The 22,511-nt window shown below is 47.3% G+C and carries 22 protein-coding genes; 18 read left to right on the forward strand and 4 right to left on the reverse strand.

Annotated features, from left to right (window positions below):
- The first annotated feature begins 9 nt into the window (after positions 1 to 9).
- Positions 10 to 225 (forward strand): MbtH family protein, encoded by a 216-nt coding sequence (locus G9F48_RS09515; RefSeq protein ID WP_109567161.1) that lies wholly within the window; start codon positions 10 to 12, stop codon positions 223 to 225.
- A gap of 44 nt (positions 226 to 269) precedes the next feature.
- On the opposite strand, the gene G9F48_RS09520 is transcribed toward G9F48_RS09515, so the two are convergent.
- The 3 genes from G9F48_RS09520 to G9F48_RS09530 all read right to left on the reverse strand — a co-directional run bounded on the left by G9F48_RS09520 (position 270) and on the right by G9F48_RS09530 (position 3,528).
- Positions 270 to 947, reverse strand: coding sequence for a YukJ family protein (locus G9F48_RS09520; protein WP_109567160.1), 678 nt, complete (start codon positions 945 to 947; stop codon positions 270 to 272).
- Positions 948 to 1,064: 117 nt separating this feature from the next.
- Positions 1,065 to 2,195 (reverse strand): alanine dehydrogenase, encoded by a 1,131-nt coding sequence (gene ald / locus G9F48_RS09525; protein WP_003152011.1) that lies wholly within the window; start codon positions 2,193 to 2,195, stop codon positions 1,065 to 1,067.
- Between the two features lie 103 nt (positions 2,196 to 2,298).
- Complete coding sequence (locus G9F48_RS09530) at positions 2,299 to 3,528, reverse strand: PucR family transcriptional regulator (RefSeq protein WP_156735725.1); 1,230 nt, start codon at positions 3,526 to 3,528, stop codon at positions 2,299 to 2,301.
- Between the two features lie 315 nt (positions 3,529 to 3,843).
- Between G9F48_RS09530 and G9F48_RS09535 the strand changes: the two genes are divergently transcribed.
- From G9F48_RS09535 to G9F48_RS09610, 16 genes are all read left to right on the forward strand, one after another.
- Positions 3,844 to 4,137, forward strand: a complete 294-nt coding sequence (locus tag G9F48_RS09535; RefSeq protein ID WP_003152013.1) for a WXG100 family type VII secretion target — start codon at positions 3,844 to 3,846, stop codon at positions 4,135 to 4,137.
- A gap of 75 nt (positions 4,138 to 4,212) precedes the next feature.
- A complete protein-coding gene (locus G9F48_RS09540) occupies positions 4,213 to 4,452 on the forward strand; it encodes an EsaB/YukD family protein (protein WP_003152015.1) in 240 nt (79 codons plus the stop codon).
- 14 nt (positions 4,453 to 4,466) lie between these two features.
- Positions 4,467 to 5,753 carry a type VII secretion protein EssB gene (essB, locus tag G9F48_RS09545; protein ID WP_165409399.1) on the forward strand — a complete coding sequence of 429 codons (1,287 nt, stop codon included), beginning with the start codon at positions 4,467 to 4,469 and terminating at the stop codon, positions 5,751 to 5,753.
- Positions 5,754 to 5,807: 54 nt separating this feature from the next.
- A complete protein-coding gene (gene essC / locus G9F48_RS09550; RefSeq protein WP_165409400.1) occupies positions 5,808 to 10,283 on the forward strand; it encodes a type VII secretion protein EssC in 4,476 nt (1,491 codons plus the stop codon).
- The gene (gene esaA, locus G9F48_RS09555; RefSeq protein WP_165409401.1) at positions 10,280 to 13,405 is read left to right on the forward strand and encodes a type VII secretion protein EsaA; all 3,126 of its coding nucleotides are present in this window, start codon (positions 10,280 to 10,282) and stop codon (positions 13,403 to 13,405) included. Before essC ends, esaA begins: the two co-directional genes overlap by 4 nt.
- A 7-nt stretch (positions 13,406 to 13,412) precedes the next feature.
- The gene (gene essA, locus G9F48_RS09560) at positions 13,413 to 13,886 is read left to right on the forward strand and encodes a type VII secretion protein EssA (protein WP_165409402.1); all 474 of its coding nucleotides are present in this window, start codon (positions 13,413 to 13,415) and stop codon (positions 13,884 to 13,886) included.
- Positions 13,887 to 13,946: 60 nt separating this feature from the next.
- A complete protein-coding gene (locus G9F48_RS09565; protein WP_165409403.1) occupies positions 13,947 to 14,678 on the forward strand; it encodes a (S)-benzoin forming benzil reductase in 732 nt (243 codons plus the stop codon).
- Between the two features lie 164 nt (positions 14,679 to 14,842).
- On the forward strand, positions 14,843 to 15,373 hold the full coding sequence (locus tag G9F48_RS09570) for an HD domain-containing protein (RefSeq protein ID WP_003152022.1): 531 nt from the start codon (positions 14,843 to 14,845) through the stop codon (positions 15,371 to 15,373).
- Positions 15,374 to 15,510: 137 nt separating this feature from the next.
- The gene (locus G9F48_RS09575) at positions 15,511 to 15,747 is read left to right on the forward strand and encodes a DUF2642 domain-containing protein (RefSeq protein WP_003152023.1); all 237 of its coding nucleotides are present in this window, start codon (positions 15,511 to 15,513) and stop codon (positions 15,745 to 15,747) included.
- Between the two features lie 135 nt (positions 15,748 to 15,882).
- Positions 15,883 to 16,989 (forward strand): AI-2E family transporter, encoded by a 1,107-nt coding sequence (locus tag G9F48_RS09580; RefSeq protein WP_165409404.1) that lies wholly within the window; start codon positions 15,883 to 15,885, stop codon positions 16,987 to 16,989.
- 61 nt (positions 16,990 to 17,050) lie between these two features.
- Positions 17,051 to 17,272: a spore germination protein gene (locus G9F48_RS09585; protein ID WP_003152026.1), complete on the forward strand. Its 222-nt coding sequence runs from the start codon at positions 17,051 to 17,053 to the stop codon at positions 17,270 to 17,272.
- 72 nt (positions 17,273 to 17,344) lie between these two features.
- Positions 17,345 to 17,593: a YueH family protein gene (locus G9F48_RS09590; protein WP_003152028.1), complete on the forward strand. Its 249-nt coding sequence runs from the start codon at positions 17,345 to 17,347 to the stop codon at positions 17,591 to 17,593.
- A gap of 65 nt (positions 17,594 to 17,658) precedes the next feature.
- Positions 17,659 to 18,057, forward strand: a complete 399-nt coding sequence (locus G9F48_RS09595; protein WP_003152031.1) for a YueI family protein — start codon at positions 17,659 to 17,661, stop codon at positions 18,055 to 18,057.
- A 96-nt stretch (positions 18,058 to 18,153) separates the two neighbouring features.
- Positions 18,154 to 18,705, forward strand: coding sequence for a cysteine hydrolase family protein (locus G9F48_RS09600; RefSeq protein ID WP_080130030.1), 552 nt, complete (start codon positions 18,154 to 18,156; stop codon positions 18,703 to 18,705).
- A gap of 17 nt (positions 18,706 to 18,722) precedes the next feature.
- Complete coding sequence (locus G9F48_RS09605; RefSeq protein WP_014305722.1) at positions 18,723 to 20,189, forward strand: nicotinate phosphoribosyltransferase; 1,467 nt, start codon at positions 18,723 to 18,725, stop codon at positions 20,187 to 20,189.
- Between the two features lie 129 nt (positions 20,190 to 20,318).
- Positions 20,319 to 21,539 (forward strand): EAL and HDOD domain-containing protein, encoded by a 1,221-nt coding sequence (locus G9F48_RS09610; protein ID WP_003152038.1) that lies wholly within the window; start codon positions 20,319 to 20,321, stop codon positions 21,537 to 21,539.
- A gap of 6 nt (positions 21,540 to 21,545) precedes the next feature.
- On the opposite strand, the gene G9F48_RS09615 is transcribed toward G9F48_RS09610, so the two are convergent.
- Positions 21,546 to 21,887 carry a hypothetical protein gene (locus G9F48_RS09615; RefSeq protein WP_014305721.1) on the reverse strand — a complete coding sequence of 114 codons (342 nt, stop codon included), beginning with the start codon at positions 21,885 to 21,887 and terminating at the stop codon, positions 21,546 to 21,548.
- A gap of 464 nt (positions 21,888 to 22,351) precedes the next feature.
- On the opposite strand from G9F48_RS09615, the gene degQ reads away from it, so the two are divergent.
- Complete coding sequence (gene degQ, locus G9F48_RS09620; RefSeq protein ID WP_003152043.1) at positions 22,352 to 22,492, forward strand: degradation enzyme regulation protein DegQ; 141 nt, start codon at positions 22,352 to 22,354, stop codon at positions 22,490 to 22,492.
- The last annotated feature ends 19 nt before the right edge of the window (positions 22,493 to 22,511 follow it).

Below are 22,511 nucleotides of genomic sequence, written 5' to 3' on the forward strand. Positions count from 1 at the left end.
AGAGATGATATGACAAATCCATTTGAACGGGAAGACGGTTCATACCATGTGCTCGTCAATGCTGAAGGCCAGTACTCACTGTGGCCGGCCTATCTGGATGTGCCGGACGGCTGGGAAACCCGCCTGACGAATGAAACCCGCCCCGTTTGTCTCGAATATATTGAAACAAACTGGCGTGATATGAGGCCGGAAAGCCTGAAGCGGGCCGAAGCCGCTAAAATGTAATAAGAAAAGCCTGCCGTTATCTCGGCAGGCTTTTTATGCGGACATCAGCCGTTAAGCTGTGTATGATCACAAAATGTATAAGGGTGGCCTTCTTCATCCGTGCACCATGACTGAGACAGAAAAGCCAAAAAGACCGCGGCCCACTGGTCTGCAAACTGGATTAAAACACCGCCGTCGTGCCACGTTCCGTTATCCTTCTTCCAGCGTGTATCAATTGGGTTTCCCTGATTCATATGAATATTATGCATGCCGTTTGTCGGCTTGAACCCGAAAATCTTATCAGCGCCAGGCTCCGGCCCGAATTTAGAGCCGTAAATATAGACGGTGGCTTTTTCTGATTTGGCTTTTTGCATGTACGTCTCAATAAAGTCATTTAAGTCATTATCCGGACCGGTGACTTCATGCGGGAGGGGCACCATGTTCCGGGGATCAAACAATCCGCCGCGGACATAATCCAGCGCCAGCTCACGGCTGGTTTCATCAATTGGGGTATATCCGTACGGAATGTTCGGCAGCAGGGTGATCGCGCTTGCGTCAAAATGATCGCGTGCCGCATACAGAACCTCTGATTCTTTTGAACTTGACATGACATTGATCGCACAGCGATAGCGCGTATCAGGCTCGCCTAGCACCTCGACTTGAAAATGCGGAGAATCATCATCTGTTTCCCTTTTCATATCTAACACAGTGCCTTTTAATACACCATAGTGCTGAACAGCCATATGAATCCTCCTTTTTCTTCCGGGATATGAACTGATATTCGAGACAGGGGGCCGTTTTTCCTTTTGTGAGAAAGAAAAAAAGACAGCCCGCTGATCAGGCTGTCCTCTTCATCTCTATTAAGCTTTTGCAGCCGAACCTTGCATTGCTTTTTCAGCAGGCACGTAGTCATAGCCTAAGTCTTTGGCTACCGCTTCATACGTGACATGTCCGTTAGCCGTATTTAAGCCCGCTTTAAGCGCAGGGCTGTCTGCAATGGCTTGTGCCGCGCCTTTATTGGCGATTTGAAGCGCGTAAGGAACGGTTACATTCGTTAAAGCGAGCGTAGACGTACGCGGTACGGCGCCCGGCATATTGGCGACAGCGTAGTGAACGACGCCGTGTTTTTCGTAAGTCGGATTATCGTGGGTTGTAATATGATCAACGGTTTCCACAATGCCGCCCTGATCGATGGCAACATCAACAATGACGGAACCCGGTTTCATTTGTTTAACCATTTCTTCCGTAACGAGAGTCGGCGCTTTGGCTCCCGGGATGAGCACGGCGCAGATCAGAAGATCCGCTTCCGCGACGGAATCTGCAATATTTACAGGATTTGACATCAATGTTTTAATCTGATGCCCGAAAATATCATCAAGCTGACGCAGGCGGTCTGCGTTCAAATCGATCATTGTCACATCGGCACCGAGTCCGACAGCCATTTTCGCGGCATTTGTTCCGACGCCGCCACCTCCGATGATCGTGACTTTTCCGCGGGATACACCCGGTACGCCGGCTAATAAAATTCCTTTTCCGCCCTTTGGTTTTTCAAGAAACTGTGCCCCGATCTGCGCGGCCATTCTGCCGGCCACTTCGGACATCGGCGTAAGCAGCGGAAGGGAACGTCCGTCCGTTACCGTTTCGTACGCGATAGCTGTCACGCCTTTTTCTGTAAGCGCTTTAGCTAATTCCGGCTCTGCGGCTAAATGAAGGTAAGTGAACAAGACCAGACCTTGACGGAAATACGCATACTCTTCAGCCAGCGGTTCTTTTACCTTCATGACCATTTCCGCATCCCATACTTGCTTTCTGTCCTCCAGAATTTCCGCCCCTGCTGATACATAATCTTCATTTGTAAAGCCGCTTCCGAGTCCCGCTCCGGATTCCACAAGAACCCGATGGCCGTTTCCGATAAGCTGTGAAACGCCTCCAGGTGTTAATGCCACTCGATTTTCATTGTTTTTGATTTCTTTTGGAACCCCGATAATCATGTCTGTTTCCCCCAATGTTTGTGTGATGCTTCAAGTGTAGCGCGATTTTTGCGAAAATTCTTTGTTTGAAACAGAAAATAAAAAAACACGGATTTGTGAAATTTCACGAACCCATGCTGCGAAGTTTGATATCCAGGTAAATCGTAAACTTCTCATTCACATTTTTTAAGTCGATTTCTGCGATCTGGCTGATTCTTTTCAGCCTGTAATTCAATGTATTGACATGGATGTTAAGCGCTTTAGCGGCGGTGTTGACGTTGCTGTCGGCATCAATAAAATGTTCGAGCGTTTTTACCATATCGGCTTGGTGCTCCCTGTCATACTGCTCAAGCTTTGACAGGGAATAGTTCATATAGCCGCTGTGCTTGCGTTTTTCATCCAACACATCAAGGTACTGATAAATGCCGAGTTCAGAAAAGCTGAAAAGGTGTTTGGTTTCTCTCACAAACCGCTCTTTCGCTTTTAATACGGAGAGCGCTTCCTGATAGGATCGGTAAACGTAAGAAATCGATTCGTAAATACCGCCGATCGCAATCGACGCATCCTCAATTTTATATCGTTCCGTCAGCTGTTTTTGAATATGAAGAGCGAAGTGCTTTAAATCTTTAAAAGGCTGATCGGTTTTCGGCGCGGCTAATAAGATTAATTCATTTGAATCAACAGTCGCCAGCATGACATGAATCTGCTGTGTCGTTTCCTGCAAATATTGCAGCTGCTGTTCCGTCTTTTCAGTCAGCTCATCATGTAAACGGATGATCATGACACTGAACACGGACGGCAGCGCCATTCCGAGCTTATGAAACCCTTCGGCCATCTCGGCTTCCTGATAAATATGGCCTGTCAGCATTTTCCAAAAAAACTCCTGGCCCCGCTCTTCGATTTTCGTTTTGCGGATCTGCAGGTGCAAAAGCTTGTTCCGCACCGCTTTGGCGGCCAGCTGAAGTGTCTTCAGATCTTCGTCATTGAGCTTTTTTTTGATCTCAAGCGCCCAAATAAATCCGAGAACCTGACTGTTTTTCCAGATGGAAATCGCCACGCGGTTGCTTAGGCCCACCTCGTCAATTTCTTTCACTTTGATCGGCTGGTCCGTTTTTAAAAGGGCCGGAATGGTTCCGTCTTTCCACAGTTTGTTTATGACTTTTTCCGGCACCCTCCGCCCGATAATCGTCGACGTCCGGGCCGGATCTGTACAATCGCTGTGCGTGCTGTATGCAAGCAGTTTATGATTAACGTCTTCTATTGTAATGGGGCATTGAAGAACTTCACTGATATGGTCGGCAACATCTTCAAGTCTGTCGAAACTGTACTTAAATGGATCCTTTGGATTGGTCATCTGTATCCCTACTTTTTCATAGCTTCATATCTTGATCTTACCATCTTGCTTTTCAGACTGAAAGGCATCTTTGCAGGGAAATAGACTAGGACAATAAGATCATTCAGTGAAAACGAAAATAATAAGAAAATCATACTATTTTATTTACAAAATGTGTAAATATGACGAAAAATCCAATATATCATAAGACTCATTTTGTAAAATTAAAACAGATTTGTTTGACTGTGCCGATTGGTTGTTTTTATAATAATGACGTTCAAAAAATAAGTGAATTAGCCCATATTTAGGCTGATGACACAGGAGGGTATAAGGAATATGTCTGGATTAATTCGTGTCACACCCGAAGAGCTAAGAGCGATGGCTAAGCAATATGGCGTTGAAAGTCAGGAAGTCATGAATCAGGTTGACCGCCTGAACCGCATGATTTCTGATTTGAAAGGCATGTGGGAAGGTGCTTCAAGTGAAGCATTCGCGGATCAATATGAGCAGCTGAAACCTTCATTTATTAAAATGTCTGAATTGCTTCAAGATGTGAATCATCAGCTCGATCAAACGGCAAATACGCTTGAGTCTACCGACCAAGATATCGCTAACCAAATTCGCGGATAATAAGATGAATGAAGAAACGGAGCGCCTGATTCAATCAAGAAGACGGCGCTCTTTCTATGTAAGGGTGATATGAATATGTATATCGATATTACAATAGATTTAACACATTATAACGGCAGCGTCTTCGATCTCAGATTGTCAGATTACCATTCTGTGAAAAAAGTCATTGATATTGCCCGGCAGGCTCAGCATGTATCCGTTCCGCCGCGTGAAGGCTATTGGATCAGAGTGGTCAATAAAGAAACGGTTTTTTCCGGAGAACAAAAGCTATCTGACTGCGGTATTACGAACGGAGACCGCCTTGAAATTTTATGAAAGGACATGGTGGAATGACAGGTCATAACAGATCTTATTTAGAAACAGAATTAGACGCCGTCCGGGAAGAAACCGAATCAGGCTTCGCGTTCACCTTCCAGCGGGAAAAAATCAAGCTTCTTGACGGGCTGGAAGCGAATGTGATTAAAGATGCCGATCCTTTTTTTCAAAAAGAGGTCTCAGTTTCAGAAGACGAAGTAACCATCACAATCAAACCTCCTTCTTCTTATCAGGCTTTCCGCTATATAAAAGGAAAAGATAAAAAAAGCAGGTGGCAATTTGCCTACCGTCTCGTCCAAGCCGTGAAACAGCATAAGCTGAAACGTCTCAATCTGATTGCCGCCCCTGAAAATATCGTGTTTGATAAAGCGCTGACGCCTTACTTTCTTCATTACGGCGTAAAGGAGAGCCTTCCGCCTTATGAGGAAGATAGAGAAAGGGTGTTAAAAGAGCTCAAAGCCTGTGCGGCGCTTGCAGCTGACGGGGCGTACACCTTCGATGAATATTTGAAGTACAAGGAGACGCTTCATTTCTCTCCTGAGGTGAAAAGCGTGTTAGAGGCGGAGACGATTGAAGAACTGGAAGAAGCCATTCAAACCGCAATTGATTCCCTCGAAGAAAGGGACAAGACATACATAAAACTGCCGAAAAAGAAATGGAAAATCCAAAGATACGCCGGTCTGGCGCTTGCAGTCCTCCTTGTGCCGGCACTTCTTTACTCCTTATACGTTCTGTTTTTCGCCCAGCCGAAGCAAGAGGCAATTACGGAAAGCAACCGCTATTTTTTAAATCAGCAGTACAGCAAAGTCATTGACACACTCGCTAAATACGATGCGGAAAGCCTCCCGGAATCTGTGCAGTACGAGCTTGCTTCCTCTTATGTGGCAGTTGAAAATCTGAGGGAAGAACAGCGGAAAAACATCGGGAATCTGGTCACGCTGCAATCAGACCCGAAGCACTTCCTTTATTGGATTGATATCGGCAGAGGGGAAAATGAAGAAGCCATCAAAATCGGCCGTAATCTTGAGTACAACCCGTACATCTGGCTCGGACTTACAAAATATAAACAGCAATTATTAGCGGATGACAGTATGAAAGACGACGAAAAGCAAAAAGAACTGGACGCCGTGGAAAGCGAGCTTGCGAAGGCAAAAAAAGAGGCGGAGGAGCAGCATAAAGAAGCGGAGGAAAACGGTGACACCGCCGAAGCTTCCGCCGGACAGGATGAAAGCAAACAAGACAAAGCGAAAGATAACAAAGAGAACGACAAGAAAGATGAGAAAAAAGATGAAAAAAAATAACAGCACACATCAAATGGCCGCAGGTAACGATCAGGCTGTCAGGAGGTTCGCCATATGAGTCTGTTATGGGTCTTTTACCGAGAGCACGTACAAAAGATTCAGCTGTCTGAACTCCCGCCGTCTCAGCCGATTACGATCGGTCCGGATATGAAAGATACAATCACGGTCGGCACACTTCCGTTACGGCAAAACGCCGCAACCCTTTATCGGAAAGAAACAGATCGTTATGATGTTTTCCTGGGAAATAACTGTGCCGGCGAATTGACAATAGGAAATGAAATGCCCTGCCGGATTGAAGAAGAGACGATGCGGCTTCTGCTCACCCCTGACCAGGAAGAATCCTCCGTGTATTTTATCGGCGGGAAGGATGAGATCGTTTTCTCATCAGAAACAGAGGAAGCGGATATATACAAAGAGCCGTCCTCCGCTCAAACAGGGGCTTTTTATCTGCGAAAGTCGGGAGGATGCTGGTCTGTCGTTCCTGATGGCCAGGAAGTTTATGTGAACGGAAAGCTTGCAGAAGCTCCCGAAAGGCTCCGGACGGGAGATGAGCTGCTGTGGAATTTTCTGCGTGTGAGGCTGACGGAGGACGACCTTTTAGAAATCGTTCATCACGAAAAGCTTCAAGCCGATTTAACCAAAACGGTAAAACCAAGCACCGAAATGAAAAAGAAATACCCGCAATATCGAAGAACGCCGCGCATGGTCTACGATCTTCCCGAAGACCGCGTTTCATTCAGTTTTCCCTCGCAGGAAAGCGAACAGAATAACCGGGGGCTGTGGCTCGTCATTCTGCCTCCTGTGGTCATGCTGATTGTAATGGGGGTTGTCGCCATTATACAGCCGAGGGGCATATTCATCCTTGTCTCTTTGGCGATGTTTATAATGACTCTCATTACGTCCACCGTGCAGTATTTCCGTGAAAAAAACCAGCGGAAAAAACGGGAGGAAAAACGGGAGCGTGTGTACAAGCAGTATTTAGAAAGCAAACGGAAAGAGCTTCAGACGCTGTCGGAAAAACAGCTGCACGTGCTGACGCATCATTTTCCCCCGTTTGAAAAAATGAAATATTTAACTTCTGAAATCAGCGGCCGCATTTGGGAGAAATCGCTGGAAAGCAGGGATTTTCTGATGCTTCGGCTCGGAACGGGCACGGTCCCGTCAAGCTACGAGATTTCAATGAGCGGCGGAGACCTGGCGAACCGTGATGTGGATGACTTGATGGAGCAGTCGCAGCACATGCAGCGTGTGTATAAAGACATCCGCCATGCGCCCGTGACCGTTGATTTACAAGAAGGGCCGATGGGGCTTGTCGGGAAACCTCAGATCGTCAAAAATGAAATTCATCAGCTGATCGGCCAGCTCGCGTTCTTCAACAGCTACCATGACCTGCGATTTGTCTTTATCTTTCATGAGGACGAATATAAGGAATGGGAATGGATGAAGTGGCTGCCGCAATTTCAGCTGCCTCATATGTATGCGAAAGGATTTATTTACAATGAACAGACGCGCGATCAACTGTTATCGTCCATTTACGAGCTGCTGCGGGAGCGGGATTTGGAAGAGGATAAAGAAAAAAAGATCTTTCAGCCGCATTTTGTCTTTGTCATCACAAATCAGCAGCTGATCGCAGAGCACGTCATTTTAGAATACATCGAAGGCCGGCATGAGCATCTCGGCATCTCGGCAATCATCGCCGCGGAAACGAAGGAAAGCCTGGCAGAAAACATTCACACCCTCGTCCGCTACATTAATGAAGATGAGGGAGACATTCTCATTCAGCAGAAAAAAGCGGTGCAGATCCCGTTTAAGCTGGACAGGCATGAACGGACAAACAACGAGCGGTTTTCCCGGACGCTTCGGACATTGCATCATCAGGTCGGAATGACGAATTCCATTCCTGAAACGGTCTCATTTCTCGAGCTGTTTCATGCGAAGGAAGTAAAAGAAATCGGTATCAGGCAGAAGTGGGAGACAAGTGAGTCTGCAAAATCGCTGGCTGTTCCGATCGGCTATAAAGGAAAAGACGACATCGTCTATTTAAACCTGCATGAAAAAGCGCACGGGCCGCACGGATTGCTGGCGGGAACGACCGGCTCCGGGAAAAGTGAATTTCTGCAAACGTATATCCTGTCATTGGCCGTTCACTTTCACCCGCATGAAGCGGCGTTTTTGCTGATTGACTATAAGGGCGGAGGAATGGCGCAGCCGTTCCGCAAGATGCCGCACCTTCTCGGGACCATCACGAATATTGAAGGAAGCAGAAACTTCAGTATCAGGGCGCTTGCATCCATTAAGAGCGAGCTGAAAAAACGGCAGCGGCTGTTTGATCAATATCGCGTCAATCACATCAATGATTATACAAAGCTGTATAAACAGGGAGAAACGGATATTCCGATGCCGCACCTGTTTTTGATTTCAGATGAATTTGCCGAGCTGAAAAGCGAAGAGCCTGACTTTATCAGGGAGCTTGTCAGCGCGGCCCGCATCGGACGGAGCCTTGGTGTGCATTTAATTCTCGCCACGCAAAAGCCGGGCGGCATCATTGACGACCAAATATGGAGCAACTCACGCTTTAAGGTCGCGCTGAAAGTGCAGGATGCAAGTGACAGTAAAGAAATCCTGAAAAACAGTGATGCGGCGAATATTACGGTCACCGGACGCGGCTACTTGCAAGTCGGAAATAACGAAGTGTATGAGCAGTTCCAGTCTGCCTGGAGCGGCGCCCCTTACATGGAAGATGTATACGGCACCGAGGATGACATTGCCATCGTTACCGATACCGGCTTAATTCCGCTGTCTGAGGTGGATGCGGATGATGCGGCGAAAAAAGACGCCCCGGCAGAAATAGAAGCCGTAGTCGAAGAAATCGAGCGGATTCAAAATGAAATGGGCATTGAAAAGCTGCCGAGCCCGTGGCTTCCGCCGCTTGCCGAACGTATCCCGCGCACGCTTTACCCCGCGCAGGAAAAAGACCGCTTCTTCATCGCCTGCGTTGATGAGCCTGATCAGCAAAGACAGGCGCCTCTCGCTTACACGATGATGGATGACGGCAACATCGGCATTTTCGGCTCATCCGGCTACGGCAAGTCAGTGGCTGCCATCACCTTCCTGATGAACTTCGCGGAAGGATACACGCCGGAAGAGCTTCATATGTACATCTTTGACTTCGGAAACGGCACGCTTCTGCCATTGGCAAAGCTTCCGCACACCGCAGACTATTTCTTAATGGATCAAATGAGAAAGATCGAAAAATTCATGATCCGCATCAAGGAAGAAATCGAGCGGCGGAAACGGCTGTTCAGAGAAAAAGAAGTCAGCCATATCAAAATGTACAATTCGCTCAGTGAAGAAGAGCTGCCGTTTATATTTATCACAATTGACAATTTCGACATCGTCAAAGATGAAATGCATGAATTAGAAACGGAATTTATCCAGATTTCACGCGACGGGCAAAGCTTAGGCATTTACTTCCTGCTGACCGCAACGAGGGTAAACGCCGTCCGCCAGTCGCTGTTAAACAACATAAAAACGAAAGTCGTCCATTATTTAATGGATCAGTCAGAAGGATACTCCATTTACGGGCGTCCGCCGTTCAGTCTCGAACCGATCCCGGGCCGCGTCATGATCCAAAAAGAAGAACTGTATTTCGCGCAAATGTTTCTTCCGGCTGAAGCGGAAAATGACCTCGAGATGTTCCAGGCGCTGAAAGCCGATGTCAAAGCTTTAGCTGAGCGCCACGCCGGAACAGCCGGTCCAGACCCGATTCCGATGCTTCCGGATATGCTGACGGCCGGCGAATTTTCACTCCGTCTCGGCCCGAAACAAGAACCGTTCCGCATTCCTGTCGGGCTTCATGAGGAAAAGGTCAGCCCTGTGTACTTTGATCTGGGTAAAAATAAACATTGTCTCATTTTGGGCCAGACACAGCGTGGAAAAACAAATATCCTGAAAGTGATGCTGAATCACCTGCTGCGTGAAGGTGCGGAACGGGTCGGGCTGTTTGACTCGATTGACCGCGGACTGTCGCAGTATGCGCAGGAAACAAAGGTCAGCTATCTGGACACAAAAGAAGACGTCCGGCAGTGGATCGAAACGGCAGAAGCCATTTTCACGGAGCGCGAAGCTCAGTATACGCAGGCCGTCAAAAATGGCGATGTGCACAAACTCAGTTTCTCTCCGGTCGTGTTAATGGCCGACGGCATTACAAGATTCCAGCAGACGATCGACACCGCCATACAGGACAAGCTGGCGATGTTTATGAAATCTTACGCGCATGTGGGCTTCAGTTTTATCCCGGCGGGCAATCACAGCGAATTCTCAAAAGGCTATGATTCCTTAACGACGGAAATGAAACAGATCCGCCACGCGATGCTGCTTGTGAAAAAATCCGAACAAAATGTCATTCCGCTGCCTTACCAAAGGCAGGAACCGGACATTCAGCCGGGCTTCGGCTATTTGGTTGAAAACGGGAAGGAGCAAAAAATCCAAATACCTTTATGTTCAGCGGAAAGGGAGGCCGTCAGATGACCGAACAACGAAAAAGCCTGATCAAATTAATAGCCGCGGTCGTCATCATTCTGCTGCTGCCGGTGCTGTTTTTCCGGTTTATCGGCGATGACCCGGGAAAACAAAAAATCAACGCCACCCGCCAAATCGCAGTCGTGAATGAAGATATGGGCTTACAAACAGATGAAAATGAGGAAGAGGAATCCGTCCATTTCGGCAAAGAAGTAGCGGCCGCTCTCGGCGGCCGTCCGGATTATTCATGGACGGTTGTCAACAGGAGCGCGGCTGAAAACGGTCTGGCGGCTAAGAAGTATGACGCCGTCGTTTACATTCCATCCGATTTTTCAAAAGACATCTTAAGCTATGACAAGGAGCGTCCGCAAAAAGCCACGCTGACATTCAATATCCAAAGCAACCTGAACGCCGTCAACAAAGAAAAGGTGCAGCGTGAGCTTGAAGACGCCCAAAAATCAATGAATAAAAAAATGTCGGCATTATATTGGAATTTCGTCTCACAAAAAGTGAACAATGTCCGAGGCGATTTTGACAAGATCGTCAATAAAGAATCAGAGTTTCAAAACGTCATGTACAACTTTTACAAGCCGAGCTCCAATGACTTGGCAGGTGAAATCAAACGGCAAAAAGACCTAATTGACGAACTGAAAAAATCAATGAATGAAGCGCAGGGCGCGGCAAAAGAAAAATTGACCTCGGCAGATGAAGCCAAAACCACGCTCAAAGACTTTGCCGACACGGTCGAGCGCTACAAACAATATCAAGAAAATCAGAAAAAACTGCTGATGGCCGCGCAGGAACAAAATCAAAAGCAAATCACAACCGGATTGAACGCCATTAAAGCACAGCAGGCCGCCAACCAGTTCAGCACGATGATGAGCGGGCTCTCTTCAGGCATAAATCGGGCGCAGACACAGCTTGACCAGACGGGATCGGCTCTTTTGGCCGCCCAACAGGTGAGAGAAGCGCAGATTCCTGAGCAGGAACGCGGGATGGCGAATATTCAATCCAATTTACTGGACAATTATTTGACTCAATATAAAGCGCAAGCAAGATTTGAAACACTGAACAGCATCCAAACCCTTATGAAAAGGGATCGGCCGGCATTAACCGTTCCGGAAAAGGACCCGGGGGATGACGGCTCGGATGACCCGAATGAAGAAGAAAAACCGGAAGAAGAAAAACCCGGCGATCTGAAAATTGACCTTGACGATCAGCGTGAAGAATTAAAACGCATCTCTGCTGAAATCAATCACATTTCTGACGGATTAAAAGAACCGGAAAAAGAAAATCCGGACCCTGAAAAACCGGGCCAAGGCGATGACGGTGAAAACTCCGGCGATACCGATCCGAATAACGGAACGAATCCCGGAGAAGACGGAAAAACGGAAGACGGCACAAAAGAAGAGCAGCCTGCTTCCGATAACACAGGCGATCAGGAGCCAAAAACCGTCCAGACCGCGACAGCCGCTGAAAACGTCACTCCGCCTGCTGATGAGCCGGCGGACGATCCGAACGATTCTGAAGGGGACGGCGGCACGGATATATCTGAGGCGAAAGAAAGGCTGAATCAAGCCGCAGAGCGCATTCAGCAAATTGAAAAAGAGCTGGAAGAGAAACAGCAGACTCATAATGAAGAACTGAAAAAACGTCTCGATGCTCTTGATGAAGAAATCCAAGGCCTTAAAGATCAGATTGCCAAAGTTGAAAAACGGGCAGATAAATTAAAGGAAAATCTGGAAGAATTGAAAGAAACGAGAAAACAAGACTTCAATACCGTTTACAGAATGATTGTAAGAACAGAACAGAACATTCTGAACTACCCGTCATTGGATAGCGGCCGCAAATCTTCTCTTGAACAGATGTTTGCCGCTGACATCAATACAAAAAAGATATCCGATTTAATGAGTTACTATAATGATTTATCCCTGTATGAGGCGACACTCTATCACTCTCTTGACGCGGGCTCGCTGCCTGATGTGAAAAACCGGGTGCTGAAAGCCCAGCAAGGTGAAGTCCAAACCGTTCTCGCCATCAAACCGGAAGAAACGGCAAGCTGGGAAAATCTGAAAAACAACAAAATGCAGACAGACGAAGACATCAGCAATTTCATTAAAGGCATGACCGAATTCTCGGATAACTACAGCTCGTATATCAGAGATGAGCAAGCCGGGGTGCTCAATGAGCTCGCCAGCATTTCAGACAGCGCGGCGAAAGCATCCGATCAGCTGGCTGAAGGCGCTGTGCAGGAAGCGGCCGCGTTCAGCGGAGACGGATTAACCGGAACGATGGCGCTCGGCGCTCAGGATACCGTCGGCCGCGAAGTCCTGCAAATGTCTGACACGATGGGCCATCTGTCAGAACGCCAGTCCGGCATCATCAGCTATACCGACAATATGCAGCAAAGCGTAAATGACGTCCAGCAAAAAGCTGACACCTTAAACAGCAACTGGGGCAAAAACGTCGATTCCACGAAATTGATCAGAAATGACGTGTACGGCATTTTAGGGAACGCGCTCGTTGACGGACAGGAAAACGGCTACGTTTACGATTATCTCGCCAACCCGCTTAAAATCAGCGGAGAGGTGCCGGAAGACCGGATTCAGAATGTTCCGCCGGTCGTCATTTTGGTGATCGTCCTGATCAGCAGTCTTCTGATCGGCTATTTCAGCTCGTATTATCAGCAGGCGCCGCTTCTTGTCAAAGGCGCGCTCTTTGGGATTTTAAACATTATGGTCGGATTGATGATCAGTCTGTTCGGTCTGAATATCTACTCGCTTCCGGACGATCAGACGATTAAATGGTCAGTCTTTACGATTCTCTTGCTTGCGGCGAGTTCAGCTTTTATCCGGGCAGCCTTTGTCTTCAGCTCAATTACCGGATGGATCGCATCATCAGCGCTCATTCTCTTTTATGTGGCGCCTTTGATCGACCTGATTATGCCGAACTTCACCTTTGACAGTCCGGTTTCGAAAGTCTATATCGATATTCAATACGGAACGGGCCATCTGTTTGCGATGGGGGTAACGGTTCTTGCGATCATTACGCTGATTGCGGCGGCGCTTCCGCTCGTCATTCGGCTGTTTGCGGAAAAAACGGAGGAAAGTGATCAGTCTTATGAGGCGTAACATGTTCATGGAAAAAGGATTGCTGCTGTTTGCTCTCTCCTTTTTCCTTTTCCTTCCCCAAGCCGCAGCCGCGAATGAGGAAAATACTGATGTCAAGCCGAATGAATATGAAAAGAAAGACATTGAAATTCGTACGGACTACCTGCACGACGATGCCTACTCCGAGGAAAAAACGGCGCTTCCGAAAGAACAGAAGGATATCACATTTGATCAGCCGTCCGAAAACCCGGATGACAAACTGATATCAAATCTGTTTACATCGTCAGACACGGAGCCGAATACGATCAAAGCGCAATCGAAACAACTCGGTATCACATTTGCCGAGCCTGCGGTGCGGCATACCTCGGCAGATATGGAAACGGAAGAGAAAAAGACTTCTTATCTGCTTCCTGTTATTTATGCCGTCTTGATCCTCCTCGGGATTGCGGCAATGATCTATCTGATCCCGAAAGTCACGGCGCAGGAAAAGGCAAGGCGGTAAACGGATCGCTTGTGTTTGCGGGAAGACAGCCCGTAAAATAAGAAAAAAAGGAGGAGTTTCATGCAGTTTTTTCTTATAACAGGCGCGTCAAAAGGCTTGGGCCGGGCGCTTACGGAACAGGCGCTTCAAGAAGGAGCCGAAGTCGCCGCGCTTTCAAGAACGATAAGCGGGGAAAAGCGCGAGGGGCTGACAGAATACAGTGTTGATTTAACCGATCTCGCAGATACCGGGCGGCAGATGAAGGCGATTCTTGATCAAGCAGAGGAGAAGGGGTACTCCTCCGTCACACTGATCAACAATGCCGGAATGGTGGAACCGATCAAGCGGGCGAAAGAGGCTTCCGCCGAAGAATTGAACCGCCATTACACCCTTAACCTGACGGCGCCCGTTTTGCTCAGCCAAATGTTCACAAAGCGTTTCGAAGCGTTCAGCGGCACCAAAACAATTGTCAACATCACATCGGGCGCGGCGAAAAATCCTTATAAAGGCTGGAGCGCGTATTGCAGCTCAAAAGCGGGGCTTGATATGTTTACGAGAACATTCGGGTTTGAACAGGAAGATGAAGAGCTGCCGGTCCGCATGATCTCATTCTCGCCGGGAGTGATGGATACAGACATGCAGTCGGTCATCCGTTCTTCGTCAAAAGAAGATTTCCATGACATCGAACGGTTCCGCAATCTGAAAGAAACGAAAAACCTCAGAAGTCCTGAATACATCGCCGGCGTCATTCACTCACTGATCGCGGGCGAGCCGGAAAACGGACGGATATACGATATCAAAGAATTTTTGTAGAGCAGCTTTCACGCTGCTCTTTTTTTGTTTGTACAATCACTTAGGGGTCCGGCGGCATATGATGAATGAAACAACATATAAGGGGTATAAGAAATGTATCAGATGAATTGAGTTTCTCCTCGATTTATGTTAGGATTCTAAAAATATATGAAGGAGGGGTTTCCATGAGAAATGTAACGTTAATGGATGTCTTCACCCATCCAATCGCACAAAAGTATTTACAGCGTTCCGGTGTCGCCCATGCGATCGCCTGCGCGTTTCATGCATACCGTCTTGCCGTAAAAGCAGGTGTCAGCCCGGATCTGGCGGCGAAAGCGGCGTTACTGCATGATGTCGGCCATTATGAATGGTACACAGACGGCAAATGGGATTATGAAAAGTACAGAAGAAACGATATCCATGCCATTAAAGGCGCGGAACGGGCGCATAAGCTGCTCATCCGGCTCGGTGAAGAACCGAAAGCGGCGAAGGACATTGCGCTGGCGATTCTGCTTCACACCGATTCCTATCTGCCTGAAGGCGAACTGGACAAGAATACGCTCCAGCAAATCGTGAAACAAGCGGATGAACTCGATGAAGAACCCGGCGGACATCACCATTACCGCCAAATGGATCACACGGCCGCGCTCAAACAAATCCAAAAGCTTGATCAGTTAATTGACCGAGCCCAATATCCCATAAGAAGCTCAGTCTAGGCCACTCATGCGGCCTTTTCCGCTTACATAACTCCGCATGCTCACTAACACCTTTTCCGCTCCGATAGACGTACTGTGTCAAAGCCTTTGTCCGCTGCATATGCTGAAGGAAAACATAGTAAAGGGGATCAGCGAAAATGGCCCATCAAGGAAGCCCGCAAATCGTCTCGTTAGTGGATCCTTACGTTTATCAGACCATCCATAAGCTTATCGGCTCAAGGTTTATCATTCAAACCGTCAGACGCATTGTCAGAGGACGGCTGATTGATGCCACTCCGGATCACATCGCCATTGAAGAGACGCATGACCGTGTATTTTATATCAGAAACCGCCATGTGGTTTCCGTCATGCCTGATTATACCGAACGCGTGTAACAGCCCGAAAAGGCGCAAACCGGAGGCGGCACTATAGAACCCCGGTGCGTCTTCTTTTTTGAGATACATAGATGCACGGCGGCTTTTTTTGGTACAATCACAGTACAAGTTCACACGACAATAGGAGGAAACCGCTTGTTGAAATCAAAGGTCCATTTTTGGACGCTGCAAATTTTGCTCGTTTTGCTCATTATTTACGTATCAACGAAAGTCTCGTTTATATTTCATCCGTTTTTCGGTTTTATCACCACTCTGTTTTTTCCGATTTTGATCTCGGGCATTTTGTTTTTCATTTTTAATCCGATCGTGCGCCTGCTTGAGAAAAAAATCCCCCGGACATTGGCGATCCTGCTCATTTATCTCGTTTTCATCGGCCTGATTGCCTTTATGTTCACCGCCATCGGGCCGATTGTGGCTTCCCAGGTCACGGGGCTGATTAACAATTTCCCTGATTACATTCATCAGATTCAAGTCTTGACGGCGCAATTATCCCATTCCAAATGGTTTACGTGGATGATGACGCAGGATTATGTGTCGATAGAAAAAATCCAGCAGTCTCTGACGGGATTTTTACAAAGCCTTCCGCAAAATATTACGGCAAGCCTGTCGGCCGTGTTCGGCGTCGTTACGAATATCACGCTTGTCGTGATCACTGTTCCGTTCATTTTGTTTTATATGCTGAAGGACGGCCGGCGGTTTCCGCTCTTGGCGGTCAAAATCCTGCCTTCTTCCTACCGGGCGGAAGGTCGGAAAATATTTAACGACTTATATGTCACATTGGCCGCCTATTTCCAAGGCCAGCTGCTGATTTGTCTCTTTGTCGGAACGGCATGTTTTATCGGATATTGGATCATCGGCCTGCCGTATGCGTTAATTCTCGGGATGGTGATCGCCGTCACCAATATCATTCCGTACCTGGGGCCGTTTCTCGGGGCGGCGCCCGCGGTGATTATCGCGTTTATGGATTCGCCGGCTAAGGCGCTCTTTGCCGTTATTGTTGTCGTTGTCGTCCAGCAGCTTGACGGGAACCTGCTTTCTCCGCTTGTGATTGGGAAACGGCTGAATACCCACCCGCTCACCATTATTCTTCTGCTTATCGGAGCGGGCAGTTTCGGCGGCATTCTCGCAATGATTCTGGCCGTGCCGGTTTACGCGGTTTTAAAAGCTTTCGTCTTAAATATCGTCCGGCTTATCAAACTTCGTCAGCGGTCAAAGCTCGAAGACAGCCGCAAGCCGAAATAAAAACGGGCACAACTCCCGGTGCAGCGCATAAAATGCTGTAAAGAAAAGCGGAGGTGTGGGTATGCCTGCAATTGTGGGACCGATTTATATTATGAGTTTAGCCGGAGACGCTGCGGCGAGCTTCGGTGACGTGTTTGCCATTTCTCCCAAAGCCGTTGACCACTCAGGCGCGGGGGCAGGGGCGTTTCATTCCGGAGATTTTGTCAAAATTACTAATAAATTCAGCAAAACGCGCTTTGAAGACATCGATGTGTTTGACGAACCTGATTGGTTTAACGCGTGACAGCCTCCTTTTAGGAGGCTGTCGCTTTTATGTAGTATAATAGAATCAGTCTTTATAAAAGGGGAATGTTTTATGAAAATCAGAAAAGCGAATATTACCGTGCAGTCCGGAATGATCGGTGATGTATATCTGCATGAAAATAAAAAAGAACAGCATACCCTTGTAGCCGTTCCGGAACTTGAGTGGAGCACGATCATTTCCTATGAGGAAGAGAAAAAGGCGCTGGCGCAGCGGCTTTTACAATCATTCAGCAAGCTGATTGAAGAAGAACCCGCCGGAGAGCTCGCCGGCAAGATCTCCCATTGGGTGGCTGAAATGTAACGAAAACGGTTTACCGCATCCCGTCCGGGGCGATAATTGTAAAACAAGCTGGGAGGGACAGGCCGATGAGCGACAAAACGGTTGACCTTTATTTACAGCAGGGGATGTACGGTCCTTTGCAGACGAAACCGGATGAACGCCATTTATTTTTAGGCTCGCTGCGTGAAAGAGTCATCATTGCCCTGACGAAGGGACAGGTGCTGCAAAAGCAGCCGTATGAAGAAGTGAAACAGGCGCTGAAAAGCCGAAAAGACGCGGTGCTCTATATAAACGGAAGGCTCCCGTATCATGCTTATTCACCATATATGAAGCTTGCCGCACTTGCCGGTGTCCGAAGCTCCGTCATCTCGGACCTTCAATTCGAAACGCCGCTCGGCCTGGTTTTTGCCGCCGATTATGCCGTGAACCTTGACGGCATTTACGTGCAGGATGACATTTTTCAGCGCTCACTCCTGAAATCTTAAAAGGGCAAAACACCGTTTGTCAATTTACAATGCCAATTCACTTACAAGTGGAGATAGGATATAATGGTTTTCATATGAATGGCGGGGAGGCCGGCTATGAAAAAAGCATTTATATGCATTGATTATACGAATGATTTTGCAGCTGAGAACGGGGCATTAACTTGCGGAGAACCCGCGAGACAGATTGAAGATACGATTGTCAGTTTGACGCAAGTATTTATAGAAAACGGTGATTACGTTGTCTTTGCGGTAGATTCGCATGATGCAGACGATGACTTTCATCCCGAGACACGCCTGTTTCCTCCGCATAATATCAACGGCACGGAGGGCAAAGAGCTGTACGGAAGGCTATCGCCTCTTTATGAGAAACATAAACACGCAAAAAACGTAAATTATATGGAAAAAACGAGATATTCTGCTTTTGCGGGAACGGATTTAGAGCTGAAACTGCGGGAACGGCAGATCACTGAGCTGCATCTTGCGGGCCTGTGCACCGACATCTGCGTTCTTCACACGGCGGTTGACGCCTACAACAAGGGCTTTCAGATCGTCATTCATCAAAACGCTGTGGCCAGCTTTAATCCGGAAGGGCATGAATGGGCCCTGTCCCATTTTAAGAACAGCATCGGAGCGCAAGTGGCAGAGTAAGGAAGGGGAAAACAATTTTGGTGGAGCATGGTTTTAAAGACGACAGTTTGTCTTTACATACAGATCTTTATCAAATTAATATGGCCGAAACGTACTGGAGAGACGGCATTCATGAGAAAAAAGCGATTTTTGAGCTTTTTTTCAGAAAGCTTCCCTTTGAAAACGGCTATGCGGTATTTGCGGGCTTAGAAAAAGCAATCGAATACTTGGAGAACTTCAAATTTACCGACAGCGATCTGAATTATTTAAAAACGGAATTGCACTATGCTGATGATTTCATTGATTATTTACGGGATCTTTCTTTTACCGGATCTCTTTACAGCATGAAAGAAGGCGAGCTCGTTTTTAACAACGAACCGATTATGCGGGTCGAAGCGCCCCTGATTGAAGCGCAGCTGATTGAGACGGCTCTGCTTAACATTGTGAATTACCAAACATTAATCGCCACGAAAGCGGCCCGCATTAAAGGCGTTGTCGGTGACGAAGACGCCCTCGAATTCGGAACGCGGCGCGCCCATGAAATGGATGCGGCCATGTGGGGAGCGAGAGCGGCTTTGATCGGCGGCTTCAGCGCGACGAGTAATGTAAGAGCCGGAAAGCGTTTTAATATACCGGTATCCGGCACGCACGCTCATGCGCTCGTACAAGCGTACCGCGATGAATATACGGCATTTAAGAAATATGCGGAGACCCACAAAGACTGCGTATTTCTCGTAGATACGTACGATACGATCCGTTCGGGCATGCCGAATGCGATTAAAGTCGCAAAGGAATTCGGCGACCGGATCAACTTCATCGGCATCCGCCTGGACAGCGGGGACTTGGCGTACCTGTCAAAAAAAGCGCGTGAAATGCTTGATGAAGCGGGTTTCACAGACGCAAAGGTCATTGCTTCAAGCGATCTTGATGAGCACACGATATTAAACCTGAAATCCCAAGGAGCGAAAATCGATACGTGGGGCATCGGCACGAAGCTGATTACCGCATACGATCAGCCGGCTCTCGGCGCGGTTTACAAACTTGTCGCCATTGAAGAGGACGGCAAACTGACCGACACCATTAAAATTTCGTCAAACCCTGAAAAAGTGACAACGCCGGGAAGAAAGAGAGTATACCGGATTATCAACAAGCTGAATCACCACTCGGAAGGTGATTATATCGCGCTTTATGACGAGCGGGTAAATGATCAGAAACGCTTAAAAATGTTCCATCCCGTCCACACGTTCGTCAGCAAATTCGTCACTGATTTCTATGCGAAAGACTTGCATGAGCCGATCTTTGAAAACGGCGTTTTATGCTATGATAATCCCGAAATTACCGACATCCAGCAATACGTGCAGGATAACCTCAAACTTCTGTGGGAGGAATACAAACGGATCAGCAAGCCGGAAGAATATCCGGTCGATTTAAGCGAAGACTGCTGGAGCAACAAGATGCAGCGGATTCATGAAATCAAAAGCAAGCTGAAACGGGAACTTGAATAGAAGACAAAGCGGCCTTTCCTTTCTCTGGAAAGGCCTTTTTGTTGTGATAATATTTTTCACATTTAGACAAATTTCGTCAAGTTATTTGATATACTTATGTTCGAAGGCCGCATCTAAGGGGGTAAATGAATGAAGGTGTTTGTTGCGAGACAGCCTATCTTCAACAGAAACGAACAGGTTGTTGCTTATGAACTTCTTTACCGGGAGAGCGAAGAGAACCGCTATTCGGCCGCGGACGGAGATAAAGCTACGACGGATCTCATTATTAACAGCTTTATCAACATCGGAATCGAAAAGCTGACTGAGGGGAAACGCTGCTTTGTGAATTTTACAGAAAGCCTGATGTTTTCAGATCTCCCTACCTCCTTTGATCCTGACCAGCTTATTATCGAAATTCTTGAGGACATACCGATCACTCCGGCGCTCATCTCAAGATGCAGACAGCTGAAGAAATTAGGATATACATTAGCACTTGATGATTTTTACGCCATCAATCCGGAAAATGAAGAGTTAGTGGAACAGCTGATGAAATATATTGATATTTTAAAAATCGACTTTTTGCAATCCTCGCGTCTGGAGCGCAAAAAAATCATTCAGACGTACAGCTGTAAAAGTCTGATTTATTTAGCGGAGAAAGTGGAGACGAGAAAAGATTATAAACAGGCGGCCATAGACGGCTTTCACCTGTTTCAAGGATATTTTTTCAGTGAACCGCGTGTCATCAGCGGAAATGATCTGACGTTTCATTTTCATTCTTACTACCAGCTTTTAAGCGAATTAAACAATGACCAGCCTAATATACAGCGCGTGACGGAATACATAGAGCGGGACGTCAGCTTATCGTATCAGATTCTGCGTTTTTTAAATGGATCGCAAACAAGGCTGAAAAAAAAGATAGACAGCATCCAGCAGGCCATCATGATGCTCGGGCTGAATGAGATTAAGCGCTTGATTTACATTCTTTCATTCAGAGATTTAACGGCGAAAAGCCACTCAAGCCAAAAAGAAATCATTAAGATTTCCTTAATCAGGGCCAAACTGTGCGAACTGCTGGCGAAAAGAACCGGAAGGCCCCAGCCCTCTTCTTACATGCTGATCGGCATGTTTTCGCTCATCGATACGCTTCTCCACAGGGAACTGGAGGATATCATCAAAGAACTGCCTTTAATCGATGAAGTCGGACAGGCGCTGCTCGGTTATGAAAACGATTATTATAAGATGCTCGCGCTCGTCAAAGCCATTGAATGCAACAACTGGGACTGTGACGAGTGGGGAAAAGAACTGAACAAAGAAGAAGCGTATGAATGTTACTTACAGGCGATCGAATGGTGCCGGCAGCTGATCGATTGAGCCGCTTTAAGCCGACCACCTGAGGGCGATGATAAACCGGCTTTGCTCTCTGATCAGACTGACACGGATGCCGTCGGGATTATACGTCACGTCAAAGTCATTTTTGATGCCGGTCTGCTTAATGAGCCGCTTGACCGCTGCGGTGTCAGATGATTGCGCTGCGGTGAGGATGCTGCGCGCAAGCTCTTTTGACGCCGACAGCCGCGCAAGGAGCAGGCGCGCATCCTCCAGCATGCCCGCAGCTTCTTTTGCGGACGCTGTCAAAATATCTGCGTGAACCGGGGCACTGGGCGCTGGATGCCGGTATGGCGCGGCGAAAACAGGGCAGCATGGATACACATAATGCATACGGCGGCCTCCTTCCTGAGAAAACATTCGTTATACATGAGTATAGGCGGCGTGATAACGAGTTATGACATGCAAAAAGACCACAATGCGGGGTTGCGGTCTTTTCGGTGTTTGTCGGTGGTTATGCGACGCTGTTCGCCCATTCTGTTTTGAAATTGTGACGGCAGGGACTATAGTCCCTGCCGGTTTGTCGGAAAACCGTTGAAAAAACAGCAGAACCGCCAGATTGGTCTGCTTTATCCTAAACGTCTGCCTTTATGGTAGTTATATAGTCCTGTTCGCTAAATGCCCTGTTCGGGACTATGGGATTACCATAGTTTGCGGTGTCACGCAGATACTTTTACACATACTTTTCGGTGAAAAATCCCGCAAAAACGTTTACACTATTAGTAACAGATCAAATACCTAGGACTCGTTCACCATACACAATTCATTGATCTTTCAAAAAAAGGAGTGTGGAAACGGTGGAAAACAAATTAGAAGAAGTAAAGCAATTATTATTCCGACTTGAAAATGATATCAGAGAAACAACCGACTCATTACGAAACATTAACAAAAGCATTGATCAGCTCGATAAATTCTCATATGCAATGAAAATTTCTTAAAAAGACTTGGAAACAAGTC

The organism is Bacillus sp. EKM420B, from assembly GCF_011065565.1.
GTDB lineage: Bacteria > Bacillota > Bacilli > Bacillales > Bacillaceae > Bacillus > Bacillus velezensis.

Excerpts from the sequence above, each read along its gene's own strand:
- G9F48_RS09535 (WP_003152013.1), top strand. The coding sequence starts at position 3,844 with ATGTCTGGATTAATTCGTGTCACACCCGAAGAGCTAAGAGCGATGGCT.
- G9F48_RS09585 (WP_003152026.1), top strand. The coding sequence starts at position 17,051 with ATGCCTGCAATTGTGGGACCGATTTATATTATGAGTTTAGCCGGAGAC.
- G9F48_RS09575 (WP_003152023.1), top strand. The coding sequence starts at position 15,511 with ATGGCCCATCAAGGAAGCCCGCAAATCGTCTCGTTAGTGGATCCTTAC.
- G9F48_RS09515 (WP_109567161.1), top strand. The coding sequence starts at position 10 with ATGACAAATCCATTTGAACGGGAAGACGGTTCATACCATGTGCTCGTC.
- essA (WP_165409402.1), top strand. The coding sequence starts at position 13,413 with ATGGAAAAAGGATTGCTGCTGTTTGCTCTCTCCTTTTTCCTTTTCCTT.
- G9F48_RS09570 (WP_003152022.1), top strand. The coding sequence starts at position 14,843 with ATGAGAAATGTAACGTTAATGGATGTCTTCACCCATCCAATCGCACAA.
- G9F48_RS09520 (WP_109567160.1), bottom strand. The coding sequence starts at position 947 with ATGGCTGTTCAGCACTATGGTGTATTAAAAGGCACTGTGTTAGATATG.
- G9F48_RS09540 (WP_003152015.1), top strand. The coding sequence starts at position 4,213 with ATGTATATCGATATTACAATAGATTTAACACATTATAACGGCAGCGTC.
- G9F48_RS09615 (WP_014305721.1), bottom strand. The coding sequence starts at position 21,887 with ATGCATTATGTGTATCCATGCTGCCCTGTTTTCGCCGCGCCATACCGG.
- ald (WP_003152011.1), bottom strand. The coding sequence starts at position 2,195 with ATGATTATCGGGGTTCCAAAAGAAATCAAAAACAATGAAAATCGAGTG.
- essB (WP_165409399.1), top strand. The coding sequence starts at position 4,467 with ATGACAGGTCATAACAGATCTTATTTAGAAACAGAATTAGACGCCGTC.
- G9F48_RS09590 (WP_003152028.1), top strand. The coding sequence starts at position 17,345 with ATGAAAATCAGAAAAGCGAATATTACCGTGCAGTCCGGAATGATCGGT.
- esaA (WP_165409401.1), top strand. The coding sequence starts at position 10,280 with ATGACCGAACAACGAAAAAGCCTGATCAAATTAATAGCCGCGGTCGTC.
- G9F48_RS09600 (WP_080130030.1), top strand. The coding sequence starts at position 18,154 with ATGAAAAAAGCATTTATATGCATTGATTATACGAATGATTTTGCAGCT.
- G9F48_RS09530 (WP_156735725.1), bottom strand. The coding sequence starts at position 3,528 with ATGACCAATCCAAAGGATCCATTTAAGTACAGTTTCGACAGACTTGAA.
- G9F48_RS09610 (WP_003152038.1), top strand. The coding sequence starts at position 20,319 with ATGAAGGTGTTTGTTGCGAGACAGCCTATCTTCAACAGAAACGAACAG.
- G9F48_RS09565 (WP_165409403.1), top strand. The coding sequence starts at position 13,947 with ATGCAGTTTTTTCTTATAACAGGCGCGTCAAAAGGCTTGGGCCGGGCG.
- essC (WP_165409400.1), top strand. The coding sequence starts at position 5,808 with ATGAGTCTGTTATGGGTCTTTTACCGAGAGCACGTACAAAAGATTCAG.
- G9F48_RS09595 (WP_003152031.1), top strand. The coding sequence starts at position 17,659 with ATGAGCGACAAAACGGTTGACCTTTATTTACAGCAGGGGATGTACGGT.